General features: G+C 59.2%; 20 protein-coding genes. 6 read left to right on the forward strand and 14 right to left on the reverse strand.

The features are described from left to right. The first annotated feature begins 83 nt into the window (after window positions 1-83). The 3 genes from JIN84_RS02325 to tsaB all read left to right on the forward strand — a co-directional run bounded on the left by JIN84_RS02325 (window position 84) and on the right by tsaB (window position 5068). A complete protein-coding gene (locus JIN84_RS02325; protein WP_200349397.1) occupies window positions 84-2435 on the forward strand; it encodes a transglycosylase domain-containing protein in 2352 nt (783 codons plus the stop codon). 154 nt (window positions 2436-2589) lie between these two features. Next, a complete protein-coding gene (locus JIN84_RS02330) occupies window positions 2590-4299 on the forward strand; it encodes a transglycosylase domain-containing protein (protein WP_200349398.1) in 1710 nt (569 codons plus the stop codon). 82 nt (window positions 4300-4381) lie between these two features. Further along, window positions 4382-5068 carry a tRNA (adenosine(37)-N6)-threonylcarbamoyltransferase complex dimerization subunit type 1 TsaB gene (gene tsaB / locus JIN84_RS02335; RefSeq protein ID WP_200349399.1) on the forward strand — a complete coding sequence of 229 codons (687 nt, stop codon included), beginning with the start codon at window positions 4382-4384 and terminating at the stop codon, window positions 5066-5068. A gap of 12 nt (window positions 5069-5080) precedes the next feature. Here tsaB and JIN84_RS02340 read toward each other — a convergent pair whose 3' ends face one another. Both JIN84_RS02340 and JIN84_RS02345 read right to left on the reverse strand, forming a co-directional pair. Continuing rightward, the gene (locus JIN84_RS02340; RefSeq protein ID WP_200349400.1) at window positions 5081-5818 is read right to left on the reverse strand and encodes a putative 4-mercaptohistidine N1-methyltransferase; all 738 of its coding nucleotides are present in this window, start codon (window positions 5816-5818) and stop codon (window positions 5081-5083) included. A 102-nt stretch (window positions 5819-5920) separates the two neighbouring features. Beyond that, complete coding sequence (locus JIN84_RS02345; protein ID WP_200349401.1) at window positions 5921-6232, reverse strand: EF-hand domain-containing protein; 312 nt, start codon at window positions 6230-6232, stop codon at window positions 5921-5923. Window positions 6233-6282: 50 nt separating this feature from the next. Here JIN84_RS02345 and JIN84_RS02350 point away from each other — a divergent pair, with 50 nt between their 5' ends. Then, window positions 6283-6726 (forward strand): 23S rRNA (pseudouridine(1915)-N(3))-methyltransferase RlmH, encoded by a 444-nt coding sequence (locus tag JIN84_RS02350; protein ID WP_200349402.1) that lies wholly within the window; start codon window positions 6283-6285, stop codon window positions 6724-6726. Between the two features lie 182 nt (window positions 6727-6908). Here the strand turns inward: JIN84_RS02350 and JIN84_RS02355 are convergent, their stop codons facing one another. From JIN84_RS02355 to JIN84_RS02365, 3 genes are all read right to left on the reverse strand, one after another. Beyond that, complete coding sequence (locus JIN84_RS02355; protein ID WP_200349403.1) at window positions 6909-7100, reverse strand: hypothetical protein; 192 nt, start codon at window positions 7098-7100, stop codon at window positions 6909-6911. A gap of 68 nt (window positions 7101-7168) precedes the next feature. Continuing rightward, a complete protein-coding gene (locus JIN84_RS02360) occupies window positions 7169-7978 on the reverse strand; it encodes a coiled-coil domain-containing protein (protein ID WP_200349404.1) in 810 nt (269 codons plus the stop codon). A gap of 39 nt (window positions 7979-8017) precedes the next feature. After that, on the reverse strand, window positions 8018-8845 hold the full coding sequence (locus tag JIN84_RS02365) for a coiled-coil domain-containing protein (RefSeq protein WP_200349405.1): 828 nt from the start codon (window positions 8843-8845) through the stop codon (window positions 8018-8020). A 153-nt stretch (window positions 8846-8998) separates the two neighbouring features. Here JIN84_RS02365 and JIN84_RS02370 point away from each other — a divergent pair, with 153 nt between their 5' ends. Beyond that, window positions 8999-10738 carry an ABC transporter ATP-binding protein gene (locus tag JIN84_RS02370; protein WP_200349406.1) on the forward strand — a complete coding sequence of 580 codons (1740 nt, stop codon included), beginning with the start codon at window positions 8999-9001 and terminating at the stop codon, window positions 10736-10738. A 12-nt stretch (window positions 10739-10750) separates the two neighbouring features. Here the strand turns inward: JIN84_RS02370 and JIN84_RS02375 are convergent, their stop codons facing one another. The 4 genes from JIN84_RS02375 to JIN84_RS02390 form a co-directional block, all read right to left on the reverse strand. Continuing rightward, window positions 10751-12550 (reverse strand): ABC transporter ATP-binding protein, encoded by a 1800-nt coding sequence (locus JIN84_RS02375; protein ID WP_200349407.1) that lies wholly within the window; start codon window positions 12548-12550, stop codon window positions 10751-10753. A 60-nt stretch (window positions 12551-12610) separates the two neighbouring features. Beyond that, window positions 12611-13321, reverse strand: coding sequence for a hypothetical protein (locus tag JIN84_RS02380; RefSeq protein ID WP_200349408.1), 711 nt, complete (start codon window positions 13319-13321; stop codon window positions 12611-12613). 41 nt (window positions 13322-13362) lie between these two features. Next, window positions 13363-14010 carry a DUF4956 domain-containing protein gene (locus JIN84_RS02385; protein WP_200349409.1) on the reverse strand — a complete coding sequence of 216 codons (648 nt, stop codon included), beginning with the start codon at window positions 14008-14010 and terminating at the stop codon, window positions 13363-13365. Between the two features lie 67 nt (window positions 14011-14077). Continuing rightward, entirely contained in the window at window positions 14078-14833 is a 756-nt protein-coding gene (locus tag JIN84_RS02390) for a polyphosphate polymerase domain-containing protein (RefSeq protein WP_200349410.1), read from the reverse strand. A gap of 713 nt (window positions 14834-15546) precedes the next feature. Between JIN84_RS02390 and JIN84_RS02395 the strand changes: the two genes are divergently transcribed. Continuing rightward, entirely contained in the window at window positions 15547-16428 is an 882-nt protein-coding gene (locus JIN84_RS02395) for an HAD family hydrolase (RefSeq protein WP_200349411.1), read from the forward strand. Between the two features lie 274 nt (window positions 16429-16702). Here JIN84_RS02395 and JIN84_RS02400 read toward each other — a convergent pair whose 3' ends face one another. The 5 genes from JIN84_RS02400 to accC all read right to left on the reverse strand — a co-directional run bounded on the left by JIN84_RS02400 (window position 16703) and on the right by accC (window position 22026). Then, window positions 16703-17380: a PEP-CTERM sorting domain-containing protein gene (locus JIN84_RS02400; protein WP_200349412.1), complete on the reverse strand. Its 678-nt coding sequence runs from the start codon at window positions 17378-17380 to the stop codon at window positions 16703-16705. Window positions 17381-17425: 45 nt separating this feature from the next. Then, window positions 17426-18442: a TIGR02597 family protein gene (locus JIN84_RS02405; RefSeq protein WP_200349413.1), complete on the reverse strand. Its 1017-nt coding sequence runs from the start codon at window positions 18440-18442 to the stop codon at window positions 17426-17428. A gap of 536 nt (window positions 18443-18978) precedes the next feature. Next, window positions 18979-19905, reverse strand: a complete 927-nt coding sequence (locus tag JIN84_RS02410; protein ID WP_200349414.1) for a PfkB family carbohydrate kinase — start codon at window positions 19903-19905, stop codon at window positions 18979-18981. 115 nt (window positions 19906-20020) lie between these two features. Further along, the gene (thiE, locus tag JIN84_RS02415) at window positions 20021-20641 is read right to left on the reverse strand and encodes a thiamine phosphate synthase (protein ID WP_234043147.1); all 621 of its coding nucleotides are present in this window, start codon (window positions 20639-20641) and stop codon (window positions 20021-20023) included. Window positions 20642-20673: 32 nt separating this feature from the next. Then, window positions 20674-22026 (reverse strand): acetyl-CoA carboxylase biotin carboxylase subunit, encoded by a 1353-nt coding sequence (gene accC, locus JIN84_RS02420; RefSeq protein WP_200349416.1) that lies wholly within the window; start codon window positions 22024-22026, stop codon window positions 20674-20676. Between the last annotated feature and the right edge of the window lie 53 nt (window positions 22027-22079).

The following is a 22079-nucleotide window of genomic DNA, read 5'->3' on the forward strand; positions in this document are numbered from 1 at the left end:
ATAATGAACATCGCCGCCGCGAAAACGTTTCGTCTTTCAAATAACAAGGGTGGATCGGCGGCGGAGGATCGCTTATCATTTGCATGAAGATGCCAAAACGCAACCCGCCAGACGCCAACCGCTTCCGTTCCGATGCGCCCGCCAGCGCCCCGTCACGCGTTCCGAGCGCCGCATCCCTCCTCTTTTTCTGGCCGTTCCACCTGCTGAACCTGCTGACGTGGCCCTTGGGTTTGCCGCTGAAATTATTCGCCCGCGTCGTGGGATACCCGGTGGTCGCGGGGCTTTATGGAGCGGGTTTCCTCGCGGTGGTTTATGGCTTGCGCTCACAGGGTTACGATCTTTCGAAAGTCCACGCCATGCCGGAACGGTCGATCATTCTCGACCGGCAGGGAGAGGAAATCGGCCGCATCCACGGGGAAAAACGCTCCCTTGTCCCTCTGGACCAGGTATCGGAAAATTTCCGCAAAGCCATTCTCGCGCGGGAAGACGAGCGGTTTTACAAACACGGCGCCTTTGACACCATCGGCATCGGCCGCGCCCTCCTGAAGAACATCCAGGGAAAAAAAGAGGGGGCTTCCACCATCACCCAGCAACTCGCGTCCGACATTTTCCAGCTCAAGGCCGGCGAAAAGCGCGGTCAGACACTCAGGCAGATCGATCGCAAGCTGCTGGAGATCGCCCTCGCGGTGCGGCTTGAGTCCGCCATGGAAAAAGACGCCATCCTGGGTGCCTACATCAACCAGATCAACTGGGGCCGCCAGATCAAGGGTATCGGCGAGGCCTCCCGGATCTATTTCGAAAAGCATCCGGCGGAACTGACTCTCTCGGAATCCGCCCTGCTCGCCGGAATCGTCCGCGGTCCGGACGCGTTCAACCCATTCCGTTCCATCGATGCCGCGATCAACGAACGCAACACGACGCTGGGCCGCATGGTCACCGCCGGCGCGATCACCCAGGCGGAGGCGGACAAGGCGAAGCTCGAACCCATCGAAGTCCGGCCCAAGGGCCGCCGTGAGACCCACGAGTCCTACGCGCTGGAGCAGATCCGCAGGGAACTGGAAATCATCCTTGAGGACGAGAACATCGAACTCGGCGGCCTGACCATCACCTCCACCATCGACCTCCGCATCCAGCGGAAGGGCGAGGAAGCGCTGGATAAAAAACTCCGCGAGGTGGAGCGCTATTCCGGCTATCAGCACCAGACGCGGACCGCGTGGAAAGCCCTGCCGGACGGCAAGCGTGAGGAACCCGAGTACATCCAGGGTGCCGCCGCCGTGGTTGAAAACCGCACCGGCGCGGTGCTCGCCGTCGTCGGCGGGCGGGATGCGGACGAGTCACACTTCAACCGTGCGACACAGGCCAGCCGCCAGATCGGCTCCTTGTTCAAACCCTTTGTTTATCTCGCCGCCTTCGACCGGGGTCTCCGGCCGAACACCAGCATCAGCGACGGCCCCCTGCAGCCCGGAGAAATCAAAGGGGCCGGAAACTGGAGGCCCCACAACTCGGACGGCAAGTTCGGCGGAATGCTGCCGATCTCCACCGGGCTGGTGCGCTCCCGCAACACGATGTCCGTGCGGGTCGGAAACTACGCGGGAATCGATCGCGTGCAGGAAGTCGCCCGCATGGCCGGATTCGCCACCCCCATGCCGGATTCGCCGGTTTCCTTCCTCGGTTCATGGGAAGCCACGCCATGGGAGGTCGCTTCCGCCTACACCATCTTTCCCAACGATGGCATCCGCTACCGCCCTTATCTGATTTCGGAGATCAAGGATCGCGACGGCAACATCCTCTACCCGGGCAAGGACGAAAAAGGCCACCCCATCAGTCCGCAGCTCAGCTATCCCGCCGCCAAGGCCGGCTCCGCGTGGTCCATCTCCCGCATTCTCAACGAGGTCGCCACCCACGGCACGGCGGCATCCATCAGCCGCCTCGGTTTCGACAAACCCTGCGGCGGCAAAACCGGCACGACCAATGATTTCAAGGACGCGTGGTTCACCGGCTACACCTCCACGCTCACCTGCTGCGTATGGGTCGGCTTCGACACACCGAAAAAAACCATCCAAGGCGGCTACGGTTCCGCGCTCTCGCTGCCGATCTGGGTGGATATCATGAAGACCGCCGACCGCCTCGGCTACAAGGCCGGAAAGCTCAACAGCAGGGTCAACCTCGTGAACATGGAACTCTGCCACCTTTCCTCAAAGCGCGCCACCGCGGGCTGCCGCGAAGCCCACACGAATTATACCGATCAGGTTCCGGCGGACATCGCCCTGCCGGACAACGACCTCTGCCCCATCCATCCCGCACGCGCGCAACCGGTGGACGAGTCCGCCGTGTCGGTGCCCGCCGCAATGCCTGTCCCGGAGGCCCAGCCTCTCAAGGCCATCCCGGTGGAGGAGGATCAGGACATCCCTCTCAGAGCCATTCCGGTTGAATAAAAGTGAACAGGTGGGAGTTGATACAGCGTGAAATTCCAGCGACGGTAAATGACCGTGCGCACGGCGCGCGCTCCCTGTTGACCAAATTGGAAAAACGACCATAGAGCACGACCTGGCATTTGCCGCCATCTCCAGCAACACCCCGCTCCCACCCATGTCCACCTGGCACCCGATATCACGTCCCGCATTCTGGAGACGCTGGCTGCCGGAGTGGTCGCACCTGCCGGTGAAAATCGCGTTCCAGCTCTCGCTTGTGGGACTCGCCGTTTTTTCAGGCATCGCGTTTTTCTATTTCATGCTGGCCATGCGTTTCGACATGGCGGAAGTGGCAAAGCTGCCTGCGGGCACGACCTTTTATGATCGCAAGGGAGTTGAAATCTCAGCTCCCGGTGGCTCGGGCCGCAAGCTGGTGAAACGCTCGGACATTCCGGATTTCCTCGTCAAATCGCTGCGCGCGCGCGAGGACGCCCGCTTCTTCGAGCACAGCGGCGTGGATGTCCGCGGCCTGTTGCGTGCGACCGTCCGGAACTTCAAGGACTGGGACTTCACCCAAGGCGCGTCCACCGTGAGCATGCAGCTCGCCCGGAACAGCTTCAAGATGAAGCAAAAGTCGATCCACCGCAAACTGTTGGAGATCGCCCTCACCCTGCGGCTTGAAGCGAACTACACCAAGGACGAGATCCTGACCCATTATCTCAACCGCATCTATTTCGGAGCCGGGGCGGACGGCATCGAACAGGCGGCCAACACGTATTTCGGAAAAACCACGAGCGAACTCAGCGACGGCGAGTGCGCCCTCATCGTCGGCATCATCCGGGGGCCCCACATCTTCTCGCCATTCCGCAATCTGGACGCGGCTCTGGAACAACGAAGCCAGACCCTCGACCGCCTCATCGCCATGGGGCTCATCGACAAGAAGCGCCGGGACGAAATCGCCGCGGAACCTGTGAAACTCGTCAGCGAGGAGCAACGCGCGACCCAGACATCCTACGCGCTGCAGGCCGTCCGCCGCGAGCTGGACCGGGTGCTGGACAGCGATGAGATCCAGCTCGGCGGCCTGCACGTTTACACCACTCTCGACGCAGGTTGGCAGAACCGTCTGGAGGTCGAACTCACCCGGGCAGTGGAGGATCTCGAACATGAAAAAGGCTGGACCCACTCCACCGAAGCCGCGCATGTGCCCGGCACCGAGCCGGCCTACATCCAATACGCCGCCGTCACCACCGAGACGAGGACAGGTGCCACTCTCGCCCTCATCGGCGGGCGGAACTACAGCCACTCGCGTTTCGACCGCACCCGTTCCAGCCGGGATCTCGGCTCCGCTTTCGAGCCATTCGTCGCAGCCGCAGCCGCGGAGCGTGGCAAGCTCGTGCTGCCGGGCAAACCGGTGCTGACCGGCCGCCAGATCGGGCCGGCGGAGGTCGAACGCCTCGCCAAGCGCTGCGGCATCGCCGGGCCCTTTTTGAAAACCGAAGACCTCTTCCGCGGCTCCGTCGCCGCCACCCCGCTCGAGATGTCGATAGGTCTCGCCACTCTCGGAAACAAAGGAAAACGGGCCAAACCCTATCTTATCCGGGAAATCCGCGACTCTGTCGGTGAGGTCATCTACACCGCGAAACCGGAACTCGTCCAAGCCCTCAGCCCGAACGCCGCCTCGGATGCGACGAGTGTGCTCGCCCGTTCCGGGGGCACCCGTTGTTTCACCGGAGCGACCGGTTCCGAGCGCGACGCATGGACGCTCCGTCTCGGGCCCGGCGGAGCGACAGCAATCTGGCTGGGCTTCGACAAACCGGCGGCCATCGCCCGCGAACCAAGGTTGAAATCCCTGCTCGATGAGTTTGTCCAGCGGTTGGGAAACAATTGACCCGTCCCCCAGCCACCGGCAGCGCCTCTTTTCTTGGGAAAGCGGGCTGGCAGGCTTCCGGCCCGCGATTTACGATTTCTCCATGTCCGCCTCCTTCACCCTCGTTCTGGAAACCTCCACGCCCCATGCGTCGCTCGCCACCATCGAGCCGGACGGCCGGATGCAACAGCGGGAATTCACCAGCGACCGCAGTCACAACGCGGTGCTGTTTTCCCCGCTGCAGGAGCTTCTCGACGCCCGGCAGGCACCTCAAATCGGCCTGGTTCTCGTCGGCAGCGGACCGGGAAACTACAGCGGCACACGGGTCGGCATCGCTGCGGCGCAGGGGGTCGCCATCGCCTCGGGATGCCCCGCTGTCGCGGTTCCTTCCATTCTTGCGGTGAGATCCGCGGATGATGGTGCCGCTTGCCTCGCCATCGGCGATGCCCGGCGCGGAAGCTTCTGGACCGCCCGCATCGAAGGTTCCTGTCTGCTGGACGCTCCGGAACTCACGGATGCGGACGGACTTCAAGCACTCGTGTCAGAGGCTGCCTCGCACGGCCTGGGTGTTTTTTCCTTTGAAGACGCGAAACGTTTTCCCCTTCCTGCGGAACTCATTGAATTGATCCGGTTGGAAGTCCCGGACGCCGGACGGCTCTGGCAAATCTGGAAGGCGTCTCCCCAGGAGACACGCGAACGATGGCTCTCGGAGCCGCCCCAGCCGATGTACTTGAAGCCACCACACATCACGCCAGCCAAGCGCTCGTGGCTGGTCCGGCCACTTGCATGACGATGATGGCCTTCAGGCAAGCCGCCGCCAGACAGTGACGAGCGATGTCGTCCACTGGAATTTACGGGCGGTTTCCCGGATGAGGAACGGCTCGTCCGCCTGCCGGACCAATTCGAAGTCGGTCGAGAGCTTGCTTTTCAGCCAATCAAAGGTTCCTCCTTTCGGCCAGTTTTCCACAGGAGTGAATTCCTCCAACCAGGTGCACGGAGTCGCTAGAACCAACTCGCCTCCAGCCCGCACCAATGAAGGCAGCCGCTCCAACAGCCGTTCCGGTTGCGGCAGGCGGCAAAGCAGGTTCGCGGCATGCACACGGTCGAAACCATCGAGATCAGCGGGCAGATCCATCGCATCCCCTTGCAGGAAGGAGAGACGCTCCCCATCCACCCCGGCAGGCAGGGCCGCCTCAAGGCGGGTGGTCAGCGCCGCTTCCTCGCGACGCTCGTAAGATAGGACCCGTCCGCTCCGCAGGGTCTCCGCAGCCTGGATGAACGCGTGGGAAAAATCGATGCCCGTCACCTTGCGACAGGTGCGTGACATTTCGAATGCCGAGCGCCCCACCGCACAACCAAGATCGAGTCCGCGTCCCACCTCTCCTGCGGAGAAATGAGCGGCCGTGCGTACGGGAAAATCCAGCGCCTCCCGCATGCCGGCAGGCCATGTGCGATCCGTCGTCAGAATTTCCCCAGCCTGCCCGAAGTGGAACAGGAGATACTCGGAAAGGATTTTTTCAGATTCGTAGATATCGCTCATAAATTGGGGAAATGACGATGAAAGTCTGTCGCCTGGCATGGGTGCCGCGGATGCAGACACTCCGTGACACGAATCCGCACCGCCTCATGCGGAGCCGTCGGATCACTGTCTCGCCTGGATCTCCGCCTCCTCCACACGGGAGTAGCCTTTCTGCGCCTCGCGCAGCGAGATCTTGCCGTCGTGGTTGGTGTCGTAAAATCCGATGATTTTCTCAGGAGGATGCCCGCTGAGTTTTTCCGCCTGCTTGAGCTCGCTGGCGACAAGGAATCCGTCGCCACTTTCATCCCAGCGGTCGAACTTCTGGAGCAGGCCGATCATCTGCCGTTCGACACGTGTGGTCGGGGTGACGGGTCCGGGTCCGCTGGAGCAGGAAACGAATGCGAACAACAACGGCACACTCAGGAATTTCGTCATGGATTGACGTTGGCGGACGGCCCGGGATCGGGCAAGCTTGGATACGTCATATGCAAATTCGCCTCATCGTCGCGGGAAAACCCGCGCTCGCCTACGCCAAGACCGGAGTGGAGGAGTATCTGAAACGCCTCTCGCGCTTCGGAGGCCACGAGATGCAGGTCATCAAGGCCGGCGACCGGGACGACGTCTCCAACAGGCTGCTCGAACGCTCCCAAGGTTGCTTCCGCATCGCTTTGGACGAACGCGGTGAATGTCTGACGACCCGGAGATTCGCGGAAAAATTGGAATCGTTGGAAATGCGCGGGGACGTCAAAACCGTGGCATTCCTCATCGGGGCTGCCGACGGGCACAATGAGGAATTGAGAAAGAAGTGCGATCTCGTGCTGACCCTCTCACCCTTCACCCTGCAACACGAACTCGCGCTGCTGGTCTTGCTTGAACAACTTTACCGGGTCGCCTCCCTCAAGAGCGGGTCACCCTATCACCGGGATTGATTCCATCCCAGGTGTCGTCACCGGATCACTGTCGCCTGTGGCACCGCCTTCCGATCGAAGCGGATTTTTTACTAAGGCGTGCTACCGTATGCCCGCCAAACCCTCGTGAAGGAATCAGACGTCAGGAGATCCTTCGGGACAACACCATCGGGTTCGGCGATTTCAAGCGCATCACCCGGGTCTCAGCGCCGGTATTGGTTTTGCGGCATCATGCCAAACTGACCTTGTCCCTGACCCGCCACGGGGCTGTTCCAAGGAATACGGCTGGTTTCGGACACAGGACCAACAGGCTTCGGATCCGCATCGTCCGCGCAGGAGGAAAATCCGAATGCGGCGGCAAGGGAGAAAAACAGCAGGGCAATGTTTCGCTTCATGCCCTGACACTAAAAAAGGCTCCGCAGGCATGCAAGCCCGCGGAGCCTATGGAAGAGAAATACCTGGATCAGTTCGAGGCGGGCTCGGCAAGGATCACGCGGTCACCTGGCTGGACGCGGACACCGGCGGAAAGGCTCTCAAGATCGATTTCCGCGATCGTCTGGGTAGGCTCGATGGAGGAAGGACGGACACGGCCGATCTTCTGGCCATCACGCTCCACCAGGAGGGTGGTTTGCGGGGAGAATCCGGAATTCGAACCAGCACCGATGACGAGGAAGCCCCAGTCCTGGTTGACCGCGGTGACAACCGCTTCCATGGAGTTGCGACCAATGCGTGAGTTACGCTCGACCAGGCGCTTGGCAAGGCGGTCCAGCTCGGCGCGGCTGTTGACGAGATTCTTCTCCGCGCCATCAGCAAGGGTGGTGAGTTCCTCAAGCTTCTTTGTCTTGGCGGTCTTGTCGTCCTCGATCTCCTGGATCTTGCCCGGAAGGGTTTCAATGGTGACATCGCCACCAATGGTTTCGAGAGCTTTTTTGACCTGATCGAGAGCGACCTGGACTTGAGCGAATTCCGCTTCCTGCGTTTTCAAGTCGGCATCCAACTTGACCGACTCCGATTTGAGGGAGGTCTCGGTGGACTTGAGCGAGGAAACGCTCTGGGTCAGCAGACCTTGCTTTTCCTGAGCGGCGGCGATGACGGCCTTTTCTTCAGTGATAGCCTTGTCGGTGGTGGTGAGTTCCGCGGTGGCGGTCGCGTGGCTGGACACCGCCTCATCGTGAACCTTGTTGATGCTCTTGAACTTGTTCGACTGGTTGAAAGAGAAGAAGGCTGCTCCGCAGGCTGCGAGGATGGCGACGACGTAAAAAGTTGCTTTCATTTGATATCCTTGAAGGGGTTTTACTGGGGATCGGCAGGATCAGTTACTTGCAGGAGGAGTGACGACGGGAGCGGAGGCTGGCGTCGAAACCGCGGCCTTCTGACCAGGCACAACACGATCACCCACAGCGAGGGTCACGTCCGAGGAGAGGGAATCAGGAACGATGCTGGCGGAGGCCGTGCCGCTTTCCACGGCGGTGACGAGCAGCTTCGCAATCACCTCGCCGTCACGGATGACATTGAGAGTGGAGTTTGCGACGACTCCGGCGTTGTTGCCGGCAGCGAGGGTGACGAAGCCCCAGTTCGGATAGATCGAACGGATGCGGGTCTGGAGGGTGGCAAGCGATTGGCCACCGGTGAAGTTTTCAAACTTGGTCTTCGCCGCGCCGACTTCGGCACCGGAGGCGGTGTTCTGCGCGTTCAGGTCGCTGAGCTTGGCCTCGGCAACGGTGATGGACTGCTGCAGTTCCTCGACTTCGGCAAGGGTCGTCTTGAGCTTGGCGGCAAGCTGGTCGATGTCCCCGGTGTTTTTGGACTTCTCGCGGAAATCATCGAGCTTGGCCTTGTTCTCGGCAAGCTTGGCGGACTTGGTCTTGGTGACCTCTTCCAGAGCGGTGTTCGCCTTGGTTTGGGCAGCCTCCTGAGCGGTGAGCTTTTCCACGTCCGCCTCCACTTCGGTGCGCTGCGCGGGCAGCTCCTCGGTCAGCGTGGTTTTCGCGACCTTGAGTTTTACTTCCGTATCAGCAAGTGCTGTTTGCTTTTCCTTCGTTGCTGTTATTTTAGCATCGTAGGCGGTTTTGTTCTTGTTGGCAATGTAGGCCGCAAGGGCGAGGACGATTGCTGTGAGGATTCCGAAGACGTTGGCCATGGGGTTTTGTAGTGAGCTTTGAATTCCGTATGTGTGGAAGGACACTAGGTAGTCCGAATTGGCCTCCGCAATCTCAAATTTCACGGACTTTCAAAGTCTTCCCGACCTTGGCTTTACAAAGCACCCACATGGTAGCATCGCTTTCCCCGTCCCATGAAGTCCATCCTCCGTGTCTTTTCCTACCTGCGTCACTACCCAGGCCTTGCCACTGCACAACTTATGTGCGCCGTGGGCATGACTTTGGCGGTTTTTGTGTTCCCGAACGCCACCGGGTACGTGATCGATAAAATTATTCCAAATCCGGCCCGGCACAACGAATTTTCTTTTTGGATTTTCGTCGCGATGCTCGGTTTTTTTACAAAGGAGGGCCTGAATTCGCTCCGTATTTTCATCAACAACACGTTTGAACAAAAGGTGATCTACGACATCCGCTCGGACCTTTATGAAAAAATCCAGCGTCTGCCCCTCCAGTGGTTCGATACACGGCGCACCGGCGACGTCATGACCCGGGTGGTGGAGGACGTGACGAACATGGAGCGCGTGATCATCGACGGAGTGGAGCAGGGATTGATCGCCAGCCTGCAGGTGCTGGGCATCGGCATCTTCCTGTTTTATCTCAACCCCACGGTCGCGGCGTGGGCGACGCTGCCGGTTCCGCTGCTGGCGGTGGGAGCATGGATCTATTCGACAAAGGGAAGGGACCGCTACCGCAACCAACGCGATGCCGCATCCGACCTGAACGCACTGCTTCACGACAACATCTCCGGCGTCCGGCAGATCAAGGCCTATGCCGCGGAATCCGTTGAACATGTGAGATTCAATCGATTTTCCGACCTGCTGCGGATCGCCTCCCTGAGGATGATGAAATGGTGGGCGATCTACTCGCCAAGCATGTCGCTCCTGCGCATGAGCGGGTATGTGCTGGTCCTCGCTTTCGGTGGCGCGGCGGCGATGGAAGGGAAACTGAGCATGGGTGATTTCACGAAATTCCTGTTGTTTCTCTCGCTGTTCTACGAGCCCATCGACCGTCTCAATTCCCTCAACCAGATGCTTCTTTCCGGCCGGGCCGCCGCCGACCGGGTGTTTGAAATCCTCGACAGCACGGAGGAACTGAATGCCACGGAAGGGGCCAGGCTTCCCACCCGGATCACCGGTCATGTCCGCTTTTCAAACGTTTCATTTTCCTACCAGGAACAACCGACGCTGCATTCGGTGACGCTTGAGGCCCGGCCCGGTCAAACCATCGCCTTGGTGGGATCCACAGGAGCGGGAAAAACCACCGTGCTTTCCCTCCTGGCACGTTTTTACGAGGCCACGGACGGGGAGATCACCATCGACGGAGTGAACACCGCGACCCTGGCCAAGCCATCACTCCGCGAGCAACTTGCCTATGTGACGCAGGAGCCGTTCCTCTTCAACGGCACGGTGCGTGAAAACCTGCTGCTTGCGATGCGTCATGCGACCGACACGGATCTGTGGCAGGCTCTGGAAGCCGCGCACGCGGACAAGTTCGTCAGAAACCTGCCCGAGTTGCTGGACACGAACGTCGGCGAGCGGGGGGTGAAATTGTCCGGCGGCGAGAAGCAGCGGCTTTCCATCGCCCGCGCCCTGCTGAAGAACGCGCCGATCCTGTTGTTGGACGAGGCCACCGCCTCCGTGGATTCCGAAACGGAGCGCCAGATCCAGGACGCGCTGGACAGGCTGATGGAGAACCGCACCGCATTTGTCATCGCGCACCGCCTTTCGACGATCCAGAACGCGGACCGGATCTACGTGCTGGAAAAGGGTCATGTCATCGAGCAGGGCACGCACGCATCCCTGCTGTCGCAAGGCGGAAAATACGCGGAACTCTGCAGGAAATCATTCCTTGCGCCGGAGGATGACAACCGCTGACAAAGCGGCCCGTCACACCCCCGCACCCAGGAACTGGCTGCCGATCATCGACTGATAGATGGGGTCCGTCTCGCGCAGTGTTTCGTGATTCCCATCTCCGACGATCCGGCCTTGCTGGAAGACGAGGATGCGGTCCGCGATGGTGATGGTGCTGTAGCGGTGGGCGATGATGAAGGTGGTCCTTCCTCTGACGAGGGCCGCCAGCGCCTGCTGGACCATCCCCTCGCTCTCGGAATCCAGCGCGCTTGTGGCCTCGTCCAGGATCAGGATGGGAGCATCCTTGAGGAAAGCCCGGGCAATGGCGATGCGCTGGCGCTGGCCGCCTGAAAGAAGATCCCCGCGCTCTCCCACCTGGGTTTCATAGCCTTCCGGAAGGCTGGAAATGAAGTCATGCGCATTCGCCCGCCGGGCGGCCTCACGCACTTCCTCGTCACTCGCACGCTCCCTGCCGATGCGGATGTTTTCGGCGATGGAACCGAGGAAAAGGGATGGCATCTGCGGCACCACGGCGATGGAGTTCCTCAGGTCTTTTTTCGCGAACCCTCGGATGTCCGTCCCGTCGAACCGGATGCTTCCCGATTGTGGATCGTAGAACCGCGGAATGAGGTGGGCGAAGGTGGATTTCCCCGCGCCGCTGGGCCCCACCAGGGCGACGACCTGACCGATGGGGATTTCCAGATTCAAATCCTTAAGCACCGGCTCCTCACCATAGGCGAAAGAGAGGTTGTCGAACCGGATCGATTTCGAGGGAGGCGTGTAGGCTTCCGGTTTCACGGGATCCAGCAGGCCTTCCGGCTCATGCAGGATGAACTCGATCCGCTCGGCGGCGGCGGCCCCCTGCTTGAGTTGGGAATGCACCATCCCCAGCTTCTTGATCGGCTCGTAGGACATGTAGAGCGCCATGCCCAAGGTGATGAAATCATCCAGCCTCATCCCGTTGTTCGCCCCGAAATAGAGTGCCGCGGCGAACCCGCAGGCCGCCACCACCTCGATGGTGGGAGAAATCGCCTGACGGTACCTTGCGACCTTCATGGTCAGCCTCAACATCTCACGCACCCGTCCGCGGAACATGCCCACCTGGCGGCCCTCCAGATTGTAGGCACGGATTTCCAAGGGGGATTGCAGGCTTTCGGAAAGTGCCGCTGTCAGGTCTCCGCCACGCTGCTGGAGACTTCTCGCGCGCACGATGAGGCGTTTCCCGGCGATGCGGATGACCATCACGCAGACCGGCACCGTCACCAGCGCGATGAGCGCGACGAAGATGCTGCGGTTCTCCATCGCGAGGTAGCCGAGGAATCCCAGCGCGGAAAGCAGCGTCGCGGGCTGCTTGATGAGATCGCTCGAGTTCTGCACGATCACCTGGCGCAGGACCTCCGTATCGCTCATCAACCTGGCCAGGAGGTCGCCGGACTTGTTTTTCTTGAAGAACGACAGCGGCAGGTATTGCAGCTTGGTGAAAAGATCGGTGCGGATGGCCTCGACCACACGCAGGCCGGAATATTGGATCAGAATCGAGTTCGCATATCCCGCGAGGGCACGGATGGCGAAAATGACGGGGATCCAGAGGCAGGTGATGATCAACAGCTGGTTTGGAGCGATCTCCATCAGATGCAGCTTTTCCTGAATCATCACCACCCACCATTTCTGCGCCTTCGCATTGTGGTCGGGAAACAACATTGGAAACACCACCTTGGTCATCAAGGGCAGCCCCGCACCGCTGGCGACGGCATAGACAAGGCCGGCCAGGACTCCCATGCCGAACTGCCATCTGACAGTCAGCAGGTATTTGTAATAAGGACGAAAACGATTCACGTGAAGACAGGAAGAATCACCGCCCGATTCCATGGGGGCAAGCGCGATTCTCTCGGTAGGTCAGTTCGGGTTCGACTCGGATTTGAGTGTCCAGACGATGCGGGTCTGCGGGGTGACAATGTCTCCGCTCTTGTTGAAAATTCCGGACGCGGCACAGGCTTCCGCATGACCGTCCGCGAAAACGAGGATGCCTTTTTGGTTGTGGCGGGCGACAAACGCACGCGCGTCCGCCTTCGGCGAACCGTCGAATCCCGCCTGTCCCGTCACGGCGGGCCGTTCCTTGGGCAATCCGCGCTCGAGGAAAACCACGGTCTTTTCAGGAGCCTGGATTTGGCCGAAGCGCCCCTGCATCTGGGCCGCCCCCTCGTTTTTCTTCCGGAGCTGGCTGTTCATGCCGATGGCAAAGGCGGGTGCCTCCAATCTTGAAGGTTTCGGGGGATACTTCGCACCGGGCACCTGCAGGGGATAAGAGCTTTCGTAAAATGCCTCGGGCTTGTCCACCCCGATTTCCCCGACTCCCGGCGCATCCATCAACTTGGGAAGCGCGTTATACCATACCTCCTGATTCTCCGGCTTCGCGGCACGGGCCCAGCCATCTCCACCCACCCCGCTCTCGTAGGGCATGGCTCCGTTTTTTTCGTTAACGTAAGTGGAAAACGCCGCCCCGAGGGCCTTCATCCTGGCCAGCGTGTTGACCTGGTGGGTCCTGGCCCTGGATGTTTTCGTAAGGGTCACCGCAACCGCCCCCAAGGCGATGGCAACGCCCAACACGATCAGGATTTCGATTCGGGTAAATCCTCGGGAGCGTCTTTTCATACGTCCAGTTCGTTACCGGTCGGAGTCAGGACCACACGGTTGTTTCCGCAAGCGATCTGCAGACGCTCCATCAGATCGGAGACTTTCACCCCGGTTTTCAACTGGAGGCCGTAGCGCAGTTCGGTCATCATGCCGGCTTGGGCGGAACGAACGCTGAGCAGTTCCGCCTGATCGGTGAACTCGCCCCACAATGGATTGAGGCGCTCCTCGAAGCTCATGTCGCTCGTCATCCGCAAGGTGAGGAGATGGGAAGCCTTCCTCGGGGAAAACGCGTCACTGCGGGAAATGAAGTAGAGCAGCGCTCCGACAAGCAGGGTGACGATCAGCGCCATCTCATAGAGCCGCGCCCCCACCACCATGCCCGTGGCCATGGCATAGAAAACAAACCCCAGATCCCGCGCCTGTCCGAGATTCCGGCGGAAACGGATCATCGAGAACGCCGCGAACATGCCGAAGGCGATGCCGGAGTTTCCGCTCACCACCATGATCAGGATCGTCGTGATGGTGCCGATCATGATCAGCGTCTGCACGAAATCCTGCGAGTAGCGGGTTCCCTTATAAGTGCTCCTGTAGAGCTGTGCGATGAAGAGGTTGAGGGCGAAGCTCAATAACATCGCTCCCAACACTTCCAGTGGCTGGGGCATGTCCGTATTCAAGTATTCGTCAATTGACGTCAGTATTTCATCCATGGGTTTTATCTATAAAAATCGATCAGATCGCGAGAGCCAGCGGCGTCCGCGTCACAGCCGGATCATAACGCTCGAGTGACAGGCAGTATTTGCTCATGCTTTGCGCCTGGAGGCAGAATTTCGCGGTGGCCTCACGCAGCCAGATGGGAACCGATCCGATGGTTTTCACCTCCACCACGGCGATTTCCCGATCCACCACCGGCAGCGGGAAGTTCCGGCAGTCCGGCTCAAGCGGCTTCAAATCAAAACGGCAGCACAATTTCGTATCGAAGGTCACCCGGATGGTCCCCTCCGGGCCGCTGTCATACGCCATCCGGTCGTAACGCACCTGCACCACCGGACGGGCGCCGCCACGTACGATCAGGTCCTCCAGCTCCGCCACCACCCGCTGGTCCGCTTTCGAACGGTGTGCTTCGAGCAATGGGGCGGGGATGTTTCCTGAAGAAAGCTCGCGCAAGGAATCCAACGGCAACGAAGCGCGGCGCTTCACCCCATCGCTGTCCAGCTTGTGCTTGATCTCGATGAAAGCCGCGGGAGGAATCAGACCATCCGGCCGACCATAAACCCTCGCCCTCACCCGGCGGCGGTTTCCCGCGCCCCAGATCTTCTGCCAATAGCTGTGGCGGTCCGTGGTGTCGTAATACTCGGAGATGACCGGATAGCCATTCTCCGCACCTCGGTCCACCGGGATCTGCCCGGCGATGAAGTGGCGGAAATCCTCTCCTTCCTCCGCAGGCAGCAGGAATTTGAACTCTCGGCGATCTTGGGTTGCATCCATCGGTAGGATGCGCAACCTAGCCAGTCGGTTAGGCGCGTCGATGAAAATGACAATTTTGTCACCATTTTATAATGGATTTGGCAGAAATCATCCAAAATCGCCATCCTCCGAAAGGGTTGGTTACAAAGTTCCGTTTAATGGGATTTCTCTCTCCGCAATGGGTCCCGGAGAAGCTGAAAACAGGTGGCCATTCTGAAACTTTTCGTCGTAGGAATGCGATTGGCCGCCGCATTCATTCACACCAAAAAGCAGAGCTTTTGGACTTGTCTCCATCCTCGGGATCTTCCGCGGGACAGGATGTCCTTCGGAGCAGTAGCCAGAATGACGACGCCCCGCTGGTGGCCTCCGAAAGGAGCGCGTTCATTCTGAATGCCACGTGCCCAGGACATCCTGTCCAGCGGCGGGATGAAACGTGACGCGCATGCGGCCGCTCTGATAAATCTGAAAGCACCCCACCTTGATATCAGGATGGCGCTCCTCTGACCCCCGTTTCGTCCAATCCGACACCGGGTATCGGAATTCCTCATCTCCGCTCCGGGATTCTTGGAAAGCAGGATGTCCATGAACGTCCAAAACAAAAAGCCAGAATCATGGCATTTGCGGACAACAGCGGAGAGCGACGATACCGGACCATCCAAACCGCCGCCCCGCCGGAACTTCCTATTTTCCCTTGTCGCAAGCCGATGCGCTTGCTTGCCTGCCTGCACACTTTCATGGCCGCACCCCAAAACACCATCGCGCTGGTTTACGACTACGATCAAACCCTCAGCCCCCGCTACATGCAGGACGATGTGCTTTTCCCGGAATTCGGCATCGATCCGGCACAATTCTGGGCAAGGTGCAACACGCTCGTACATGACCAGAAATGGGATGGAGAACTCGCCTACATGAAATGCCTGCTGGACTACCTCGGCATGGACAACGTGACGAACAAACGCCTCACCGAACTCGGTGCGGGCCTGCGGTTCTTCCCCGGACTGCCCGAACTCTTCGATACCTTCCCAAAATCCGCGCTACGCCCCGAACACGAGGCGGCCGGCATCAAGATCGAGCACTACATCATTTCATCCGGCCTCAAGGCCTTGCTCGACGGATCACGGCTGCAGCCCCACGTGAAAGCCATGTTCGGCTGCGAATTCGGCGAAACCGCCGATGGACGCATCAGCTTTCCCAAGCGGGTCATCTCGCACACCACCAAGACCCAGTTCCTCTTCCGCATCAACAAGGGCATGCTCGGCTACGATCAGGACGTGAACGATCACATGCCTGCCGAACAACGGCCCATCCCGTTCGAAAACATGGTCTATGTCGGCGACGGTCCGACCGATGTTCCCTGCTTCACCGTCATGGCCAGAAACGGCGGCCAAGGCATCGCCGTATACAACCCCGAGGACGCCACGGGCAGATCCTTCCGGAAATGCTTCCAACTCTCCACCCACGCCGGCCGCGTCAAGCACATCGCCCCCGCCGACTACCGCCAGGGCTCCCACCTCTGGCTCCTGCTCCAGGAAATGGTCACCGAAACCGCCGACCGCATCCTCCGGAGAAGGAGCGAGGAACGCGAAAACGCCACCGTGGCGGCTCCGACGTTCTAACAACCAATATTCCTGGGAATCGGATCCTGGCCTGGAAGGGCAACATTTGATTGATTCTTCATCCCGTCACGGATCAGCAGTCATGGGGACACGTCCGACTGTCAGCCTCGGTGTTACGATCCACCATGTGAGCGCCTAGCGGAACTTTTTACCCCCCGACACATTGAGCAGGCGTCCGAATCTCCCTCACGGGATTGAATCTGGACGAGCATGCCTGTTTCAAAAAAAAGAGGCGGGCAAATGCCCGCCTCTTAGGAAACGATAGACCTCAATCTCAGTTGCGGCGGCGGCGAAGCAAGCCGAGCGCACCAATCGCGCCGAGAGCGAGCGCGGAAGGCTCGGGAACTCCCAAGACATAATCCATGGTCTTAGGTGCGTCCGGACCATCAAAGATTGCGGCATAGGAGAAGGTACCATCAGCGCCTGGCAGCTTGTTAGCTGTCGTGGTGTTCGCCAAGCCCACGTTGGTGGCAGGCGGAACGAAGATACCATACTTCAAACCATCGGTTGTCGCAGTTGGACGTGTGGTGGTATCGAACCAGATGATCGCATAGCTCTGACCAAAGGCCACAGGAGAATTGATGTTCATGTTGCCCATCGTGAGGATCCGGTTCATTCCAGCAGGAGTCTCGTCAGCCGTAGTGGTTGTGGTCACCATATTGGCACTGGCAATGAAGAGACGATCATCGCTCGCCAATCCATTGGAAACGGTCAGGGTCAATGCATTGGTCGTAGCAGCCAAGCTGAAGCCCGGATCATAATTGCCTCCAGCAAAACCGTTGCCTTGCGTATCGACAAGAATACCCCACACCATGCCGGTTGTGTTATTTCCAGCACCATTCAGGAAGTTTGTGAGAACATTGTTGGTGTCCGAGAATTGCAGTGAGACGGCACCGTTTGCGGCACTGCACAATAATGTTGCAGCGGTTGCGACTGTCAGTATTTTTTTCATAGGCTTTATGGATTAGATGTCAACTAGTTAGAGATTGAATACAAATCAAAGAGATGGAACGTAAGTAGCTTGATCAGACCACACTTGGGCGGCTGCAGGACTATTCCGGCGGAGAATGAAACCTTGCCCACCACCAATGAGGAATCCGTTGTCAGGAGCACCAGTGTTCACGTTATCAACCCAGTTGGTACCATCGAAATCAAGAATCACAGATGCCGCCTTGTTAAAGCCAGGAGCGCTGTTATCAAATCCCAGCAAGGAATCGCCGTTGGCGACCACGCTTCCAAGACTCGATGTTCCAATTGGCTCGCCTACCGCCCCGAAGTAGCTGACAGCAAGGTCCGAGGGTCCGCTAACAGCGCCAAGTGGAATGCGCTCATTAGCCTTAAGAACCTCACCGGAAACAACCAATGAAGCAATTGGGGTCGCACTTGCGTTACGGAGAATCAAGGTTTCTCCCGGATAAAGAATATCATTATCCGCTGGAGCACCTGTGTTTACGTTATCCACCCAGTTTGTTCCATCCCAATCATAGATGTTCTCAGCGGATGGGTTAGGCGCGCCGGTAGCAGGTAGCGTAAAGAGCGAAACTCCACTAGAAGGCAGGCTGGATCCCAAGAACGAACCTACAGTCCAGGCCTTACGAAGCGTGACCCGATCTCCGGAGGCAACTCCGGTCAAACTGTCGCCAACTTGAACCATGGCGGTGACATCGCCGGTGCCGTTCGCTGAAACAACGGCCACCAGTCCGGACTTGGTGCCGCTTTCAACCACAACGTAGTAAGGGTTGGCAGGATTGGAAAATTGCCCTGCGGTGAACGCTGCTCCGGTGATCGAAATGACATTACCAGCGACGCCCGACACAGCACCCGTGAATTCGGAGCTTTTGAGCACAGGAACGGACAAATACACGTCGGTGTTCGCCTTGACAGCAGGCTGCCCAGGAGTGGTATCACCAAGGCTGACATAACCAACCGGAGTGGTGTATGCGGTTTCAGCGCCGAAGGCCATCCCTGCGGAGGCGGCGGCGAGGATAAGAGAATAGGGAATGTATGTTTTCATGACAATATGTTGAGATTGGGTCTTTTGGATTGGGGATGTGTTTGTTTGGGGATTGTTTTGGAGAATTGCCTGAAGCGGCGTTGGGTTTTTAGTTTTGAGTCAGGGCGACATCCAGAGGCCTGCGCCGAAATATTGCGGCGAGTGAATCACCCGGGCAAAACTTTTGCGCATTCATAGATTTCATGGAGAGAAAACAGTGCCGGGGCGCAAACAGCAAGAAAATTATACGGAAATTTGGGACCTTTTCGAGGAGAGTGGCTCGCCGGAAAATCGAAGTTCGATCACCTCACCATTAAGTTCTCATTATCAGTCACAAACAACTCAAAATCGGATCAGATCCGGCGACCTTTCAAAGGGAAAAAACCTCCAAAAATGGTCAACTTTTCTTAACCAAAAGGGCTGTTTTCGCGCCCTCCGAGCAAAATTCCCGCTGTCCCATGAATTTGGGACAGCGGGAGGACAGAAATCGGAAGTGATCGGTCCCGCGAAGGGAAGTTGCTGGAAGATCCAGAGCGGAGTCCAGGACGATCCCCCGTTCACCACGCCGTGGCTCCGCGGAATTCCTCGATCCGCGCATTCAGTTCGTCCCTGCCGATTTCCTGAAGGCGGCGGGTGGAGAAGGCCTCGCAGGTGAAGGAGGCGAGGATGGAACCCTGGATGACCGCCTGGCGGAGGGTCGCACTGTCGTAAGGCGCGGCTCCTTGGGAAGCCAGGTAGCCCGCCATGCCGCCGAGGAAGGTATCGCCCGCTCCGGTGGGGTCAGCCAAGGATTCCAGAGGGTAGGCGGAGCAGCGGAAGAGCTCGCCGTTCCCGGCAAACAGCATGGCTCCGAATTCCCCGAGTTTCACAACGACGTTTTTCGGCCCCTTTTCCAGCAGTATCCGGCCGGCCTTGACAAGATTGTTGGTGCCGGCGAGTTCCCGGGCTTCTCCTTCGTTGAGGACGAAGATATCGAGTTTCGGCAGGACTTCGTGCAGGCGTTCGTTGGCGATGGCGATCCAGAGGTCCATGGTATCCGCGATGACAAACGGGTTGGAATGCGTGCTTTGGGAGAGCATCTGCAGTTGGTTGTCCGGAGACATGTTCGCCAAAACCACGATGGAGGCGGCGGCGATCTCCGCGGGAACCTTGACCTGCCAGCTTTCGAGGACGTTGAGGCCGACGTTGTGGGTCGTACGCTCGTTCATGTTGGCGTGATATTCGCCGGACCACGTGAAGGATTCGCTTTCGGAACGCTCCACGCCGGTCAAGGTGACACCACGGGATTCGAGCATTTCCAGATGCTCCTGCGGGAAATCGTGGCCGATGATGCCGACGAGATCGACGGGCCGGTTGAAGAACGAGGCGGCAAGCGCGGCATAGGCGGCGGAACCACCGAGAAGGTTCTTGCCCTCTGCTTCGGGAGTTTTGACGTGGTCGATCGCGACGGTGCCGCCGATGATGATGCTTGGGGAAGTGGACATGGTTAGGTAGGTGACAATGAAGAATCAGCCGCCGGGGCGCAGGAATCGCCAAGGGACGCGGAGAAGATGAGAGAAAACAGCGGAAGATTTAAAGGGCCAAATGCCCGGTTTTGAATCATCCGAGCGATTCGCGGAGCTTGCGGGTCGCGGCCTCCACATCGGGCGCCCGCAACAACGCGGAAACCACCACGACGCGGCGCGCTCCCGCCGCGAGGACGGTCGGCAGGGTTTCCGGAGTGATCCCCCCGATGCAGAAAGCGGGGATCTCCGACCCGACATCGTGCTCCATTGTGGAAATCTCCTCCAGCCCGATGGCCGGGCGTCCGAGTTTGGTGGGCGTGGGGAAAAGCGGGCCGAAGCCGATGTAGTCGAAGCCTTCGGCAAGTGCGGCGCGGGCTTGATCGAGTGAATGGGTGGAACGGCCGATGATTTTTCCCGGACCCACGATTTTCCGGGCTTCGGAGAGAGGCCCGTCATCCTGGCCGATGTGGACGCCGTCCGCATCCAACGCTGCGGCGAGCGCGGGGAAATCGTTGAGGATGAAAGGAACTCCCGCCAAACGGCAGAGAGGGATCAGTTTCCGGGCGACACGCTCGATGGTGGCGGGATCGTGGCCTTTTGCCCTGAGTTGGAGGATGTCGGCCCCACCGGAAAGGAGGGCGGAGGTGACTTGCTCCGCCTTTTCCTCGGGAGTGTAGCCGAGGTCGAGGATGGTGTAGAGTTGCGAATCGTTCATAGGCGTCATAGGCCGCATCGACCTATTTCCACTTACTTCGCACGCTCCTCAAGGTATCTCGCGACCCAGCCGATGTCATAGTTTCCGGAGATAAAATCCGGATGGGCGATGATTTCCTGCTGGAACGGGATGGTGGTCTTGATGCCCCGGATCATGAACTCGCCGAGCGCGCGCTTCATGCGGGCGATGGCGATCTCGCGGGTGGCACCGGTGACGATGAGCTTGGCGATCATCGAGTCGTAGTGCGGCGGGACGGTATAGCCGGAATAGACGTGGGTATCGACGCGGACGCCCTTGCCGCCCGGAGCATACCAGAGCGAAATGGTTCCGGGGCTGGGTGTGAAATTGTTGTAGGGATCCTCCGCATTGATGCGGCACTCGATGGAATGGCCACGCGGCTTCGCGTCGAGAACGTGATGGGAGAGCGGCTCACCGGCGGCGACGCGGATCTGCTCCTTGATGAGCTCGCAACCCATGACCTCCTCCGTGACCGGATGCTCGACCTGGATGCGGGTATTCATTTCCATGAAATAGAAATTCTCCGCTTTCTCATCCACGAGATACTCGATGGTTCCCGCGTTCTGGTAATCGATGTTTTTGATGAGATTCACCGAGGCCTCGCCCATTTTCGCCCGAAGTTCCGGGGTGAGCAGCGGCGACGGGCATTCTTCGATGATCTTCTGGTTGCGGCGCTGCATCGAACAATCGCGCTCGCCGAGGTGGATATAGTTGCCGTGGGAGTCACCGATCACCTGGATCTCAACGTGATGCGGATTGATCACGAGCTTTTCCAAATAACAGTCTCCATTGCCAAAGCAGGCGACCGCCTCGTTCGAGGCGGCTTGGAAGAGCGAGATGAACTCCTCTTCCTTGAAGCAGGGCCGCATTCCGCGGCCGCCACCGCCGGCGGTGGCCTTGATCATCACGGGAAGCCCGATTTTCTTCGCTTCCACGAGCGCCGTCTCGGCATCCGGCATGATTTCGGTGCCGGGAGTGATGGGCACGCCATTGGCCACCGCGGTGGCGCGGGCGGTGGCCTTGTCACCCATTTTGGAAATGACGCCGGAGGACGGGCCGATGAAGGTGATTCCGGAGCTGGCGCAGATTTCCGCGAAACGGGCGTTTTCCGAGAGGAAACCGTAGCCGGGGTGGATCGCATCCGCGCCGGTGATTTCGGCCGCGGCGATGATGCGGTCGATTTTCAAATAGGATTCCTTGCTGGATGCGGGACCGATGCAGACCGCCTCGTCAGCGAGCTGGACGTGCATGGAGTCCACATCCGGTTCGGAGTAAACGGCGACCGATTCCACTCCGAGCTCGCGGCACGCGCGGATGATGCGGAGGGCGATTTCGCCACGATTGGCGACGAGGACACGCTTGAACATGATGGAAGTTTGCTGGTGATCGGTTTGCGGCTCCCAGGAAAAGAGCCTGGCAA

The sequence above is a fragment of the Luteolibacter yonseiensis genome, assembly GCF_016595465.1.
Classification (GTDB): domain Bacteria; phylum Verrucomicrobiota; class Verrucomicrobiia; order Verrucomicrobiales; family Akkermansiaceae; genus Luteolibacter; species Luteolibacter yonseiensis.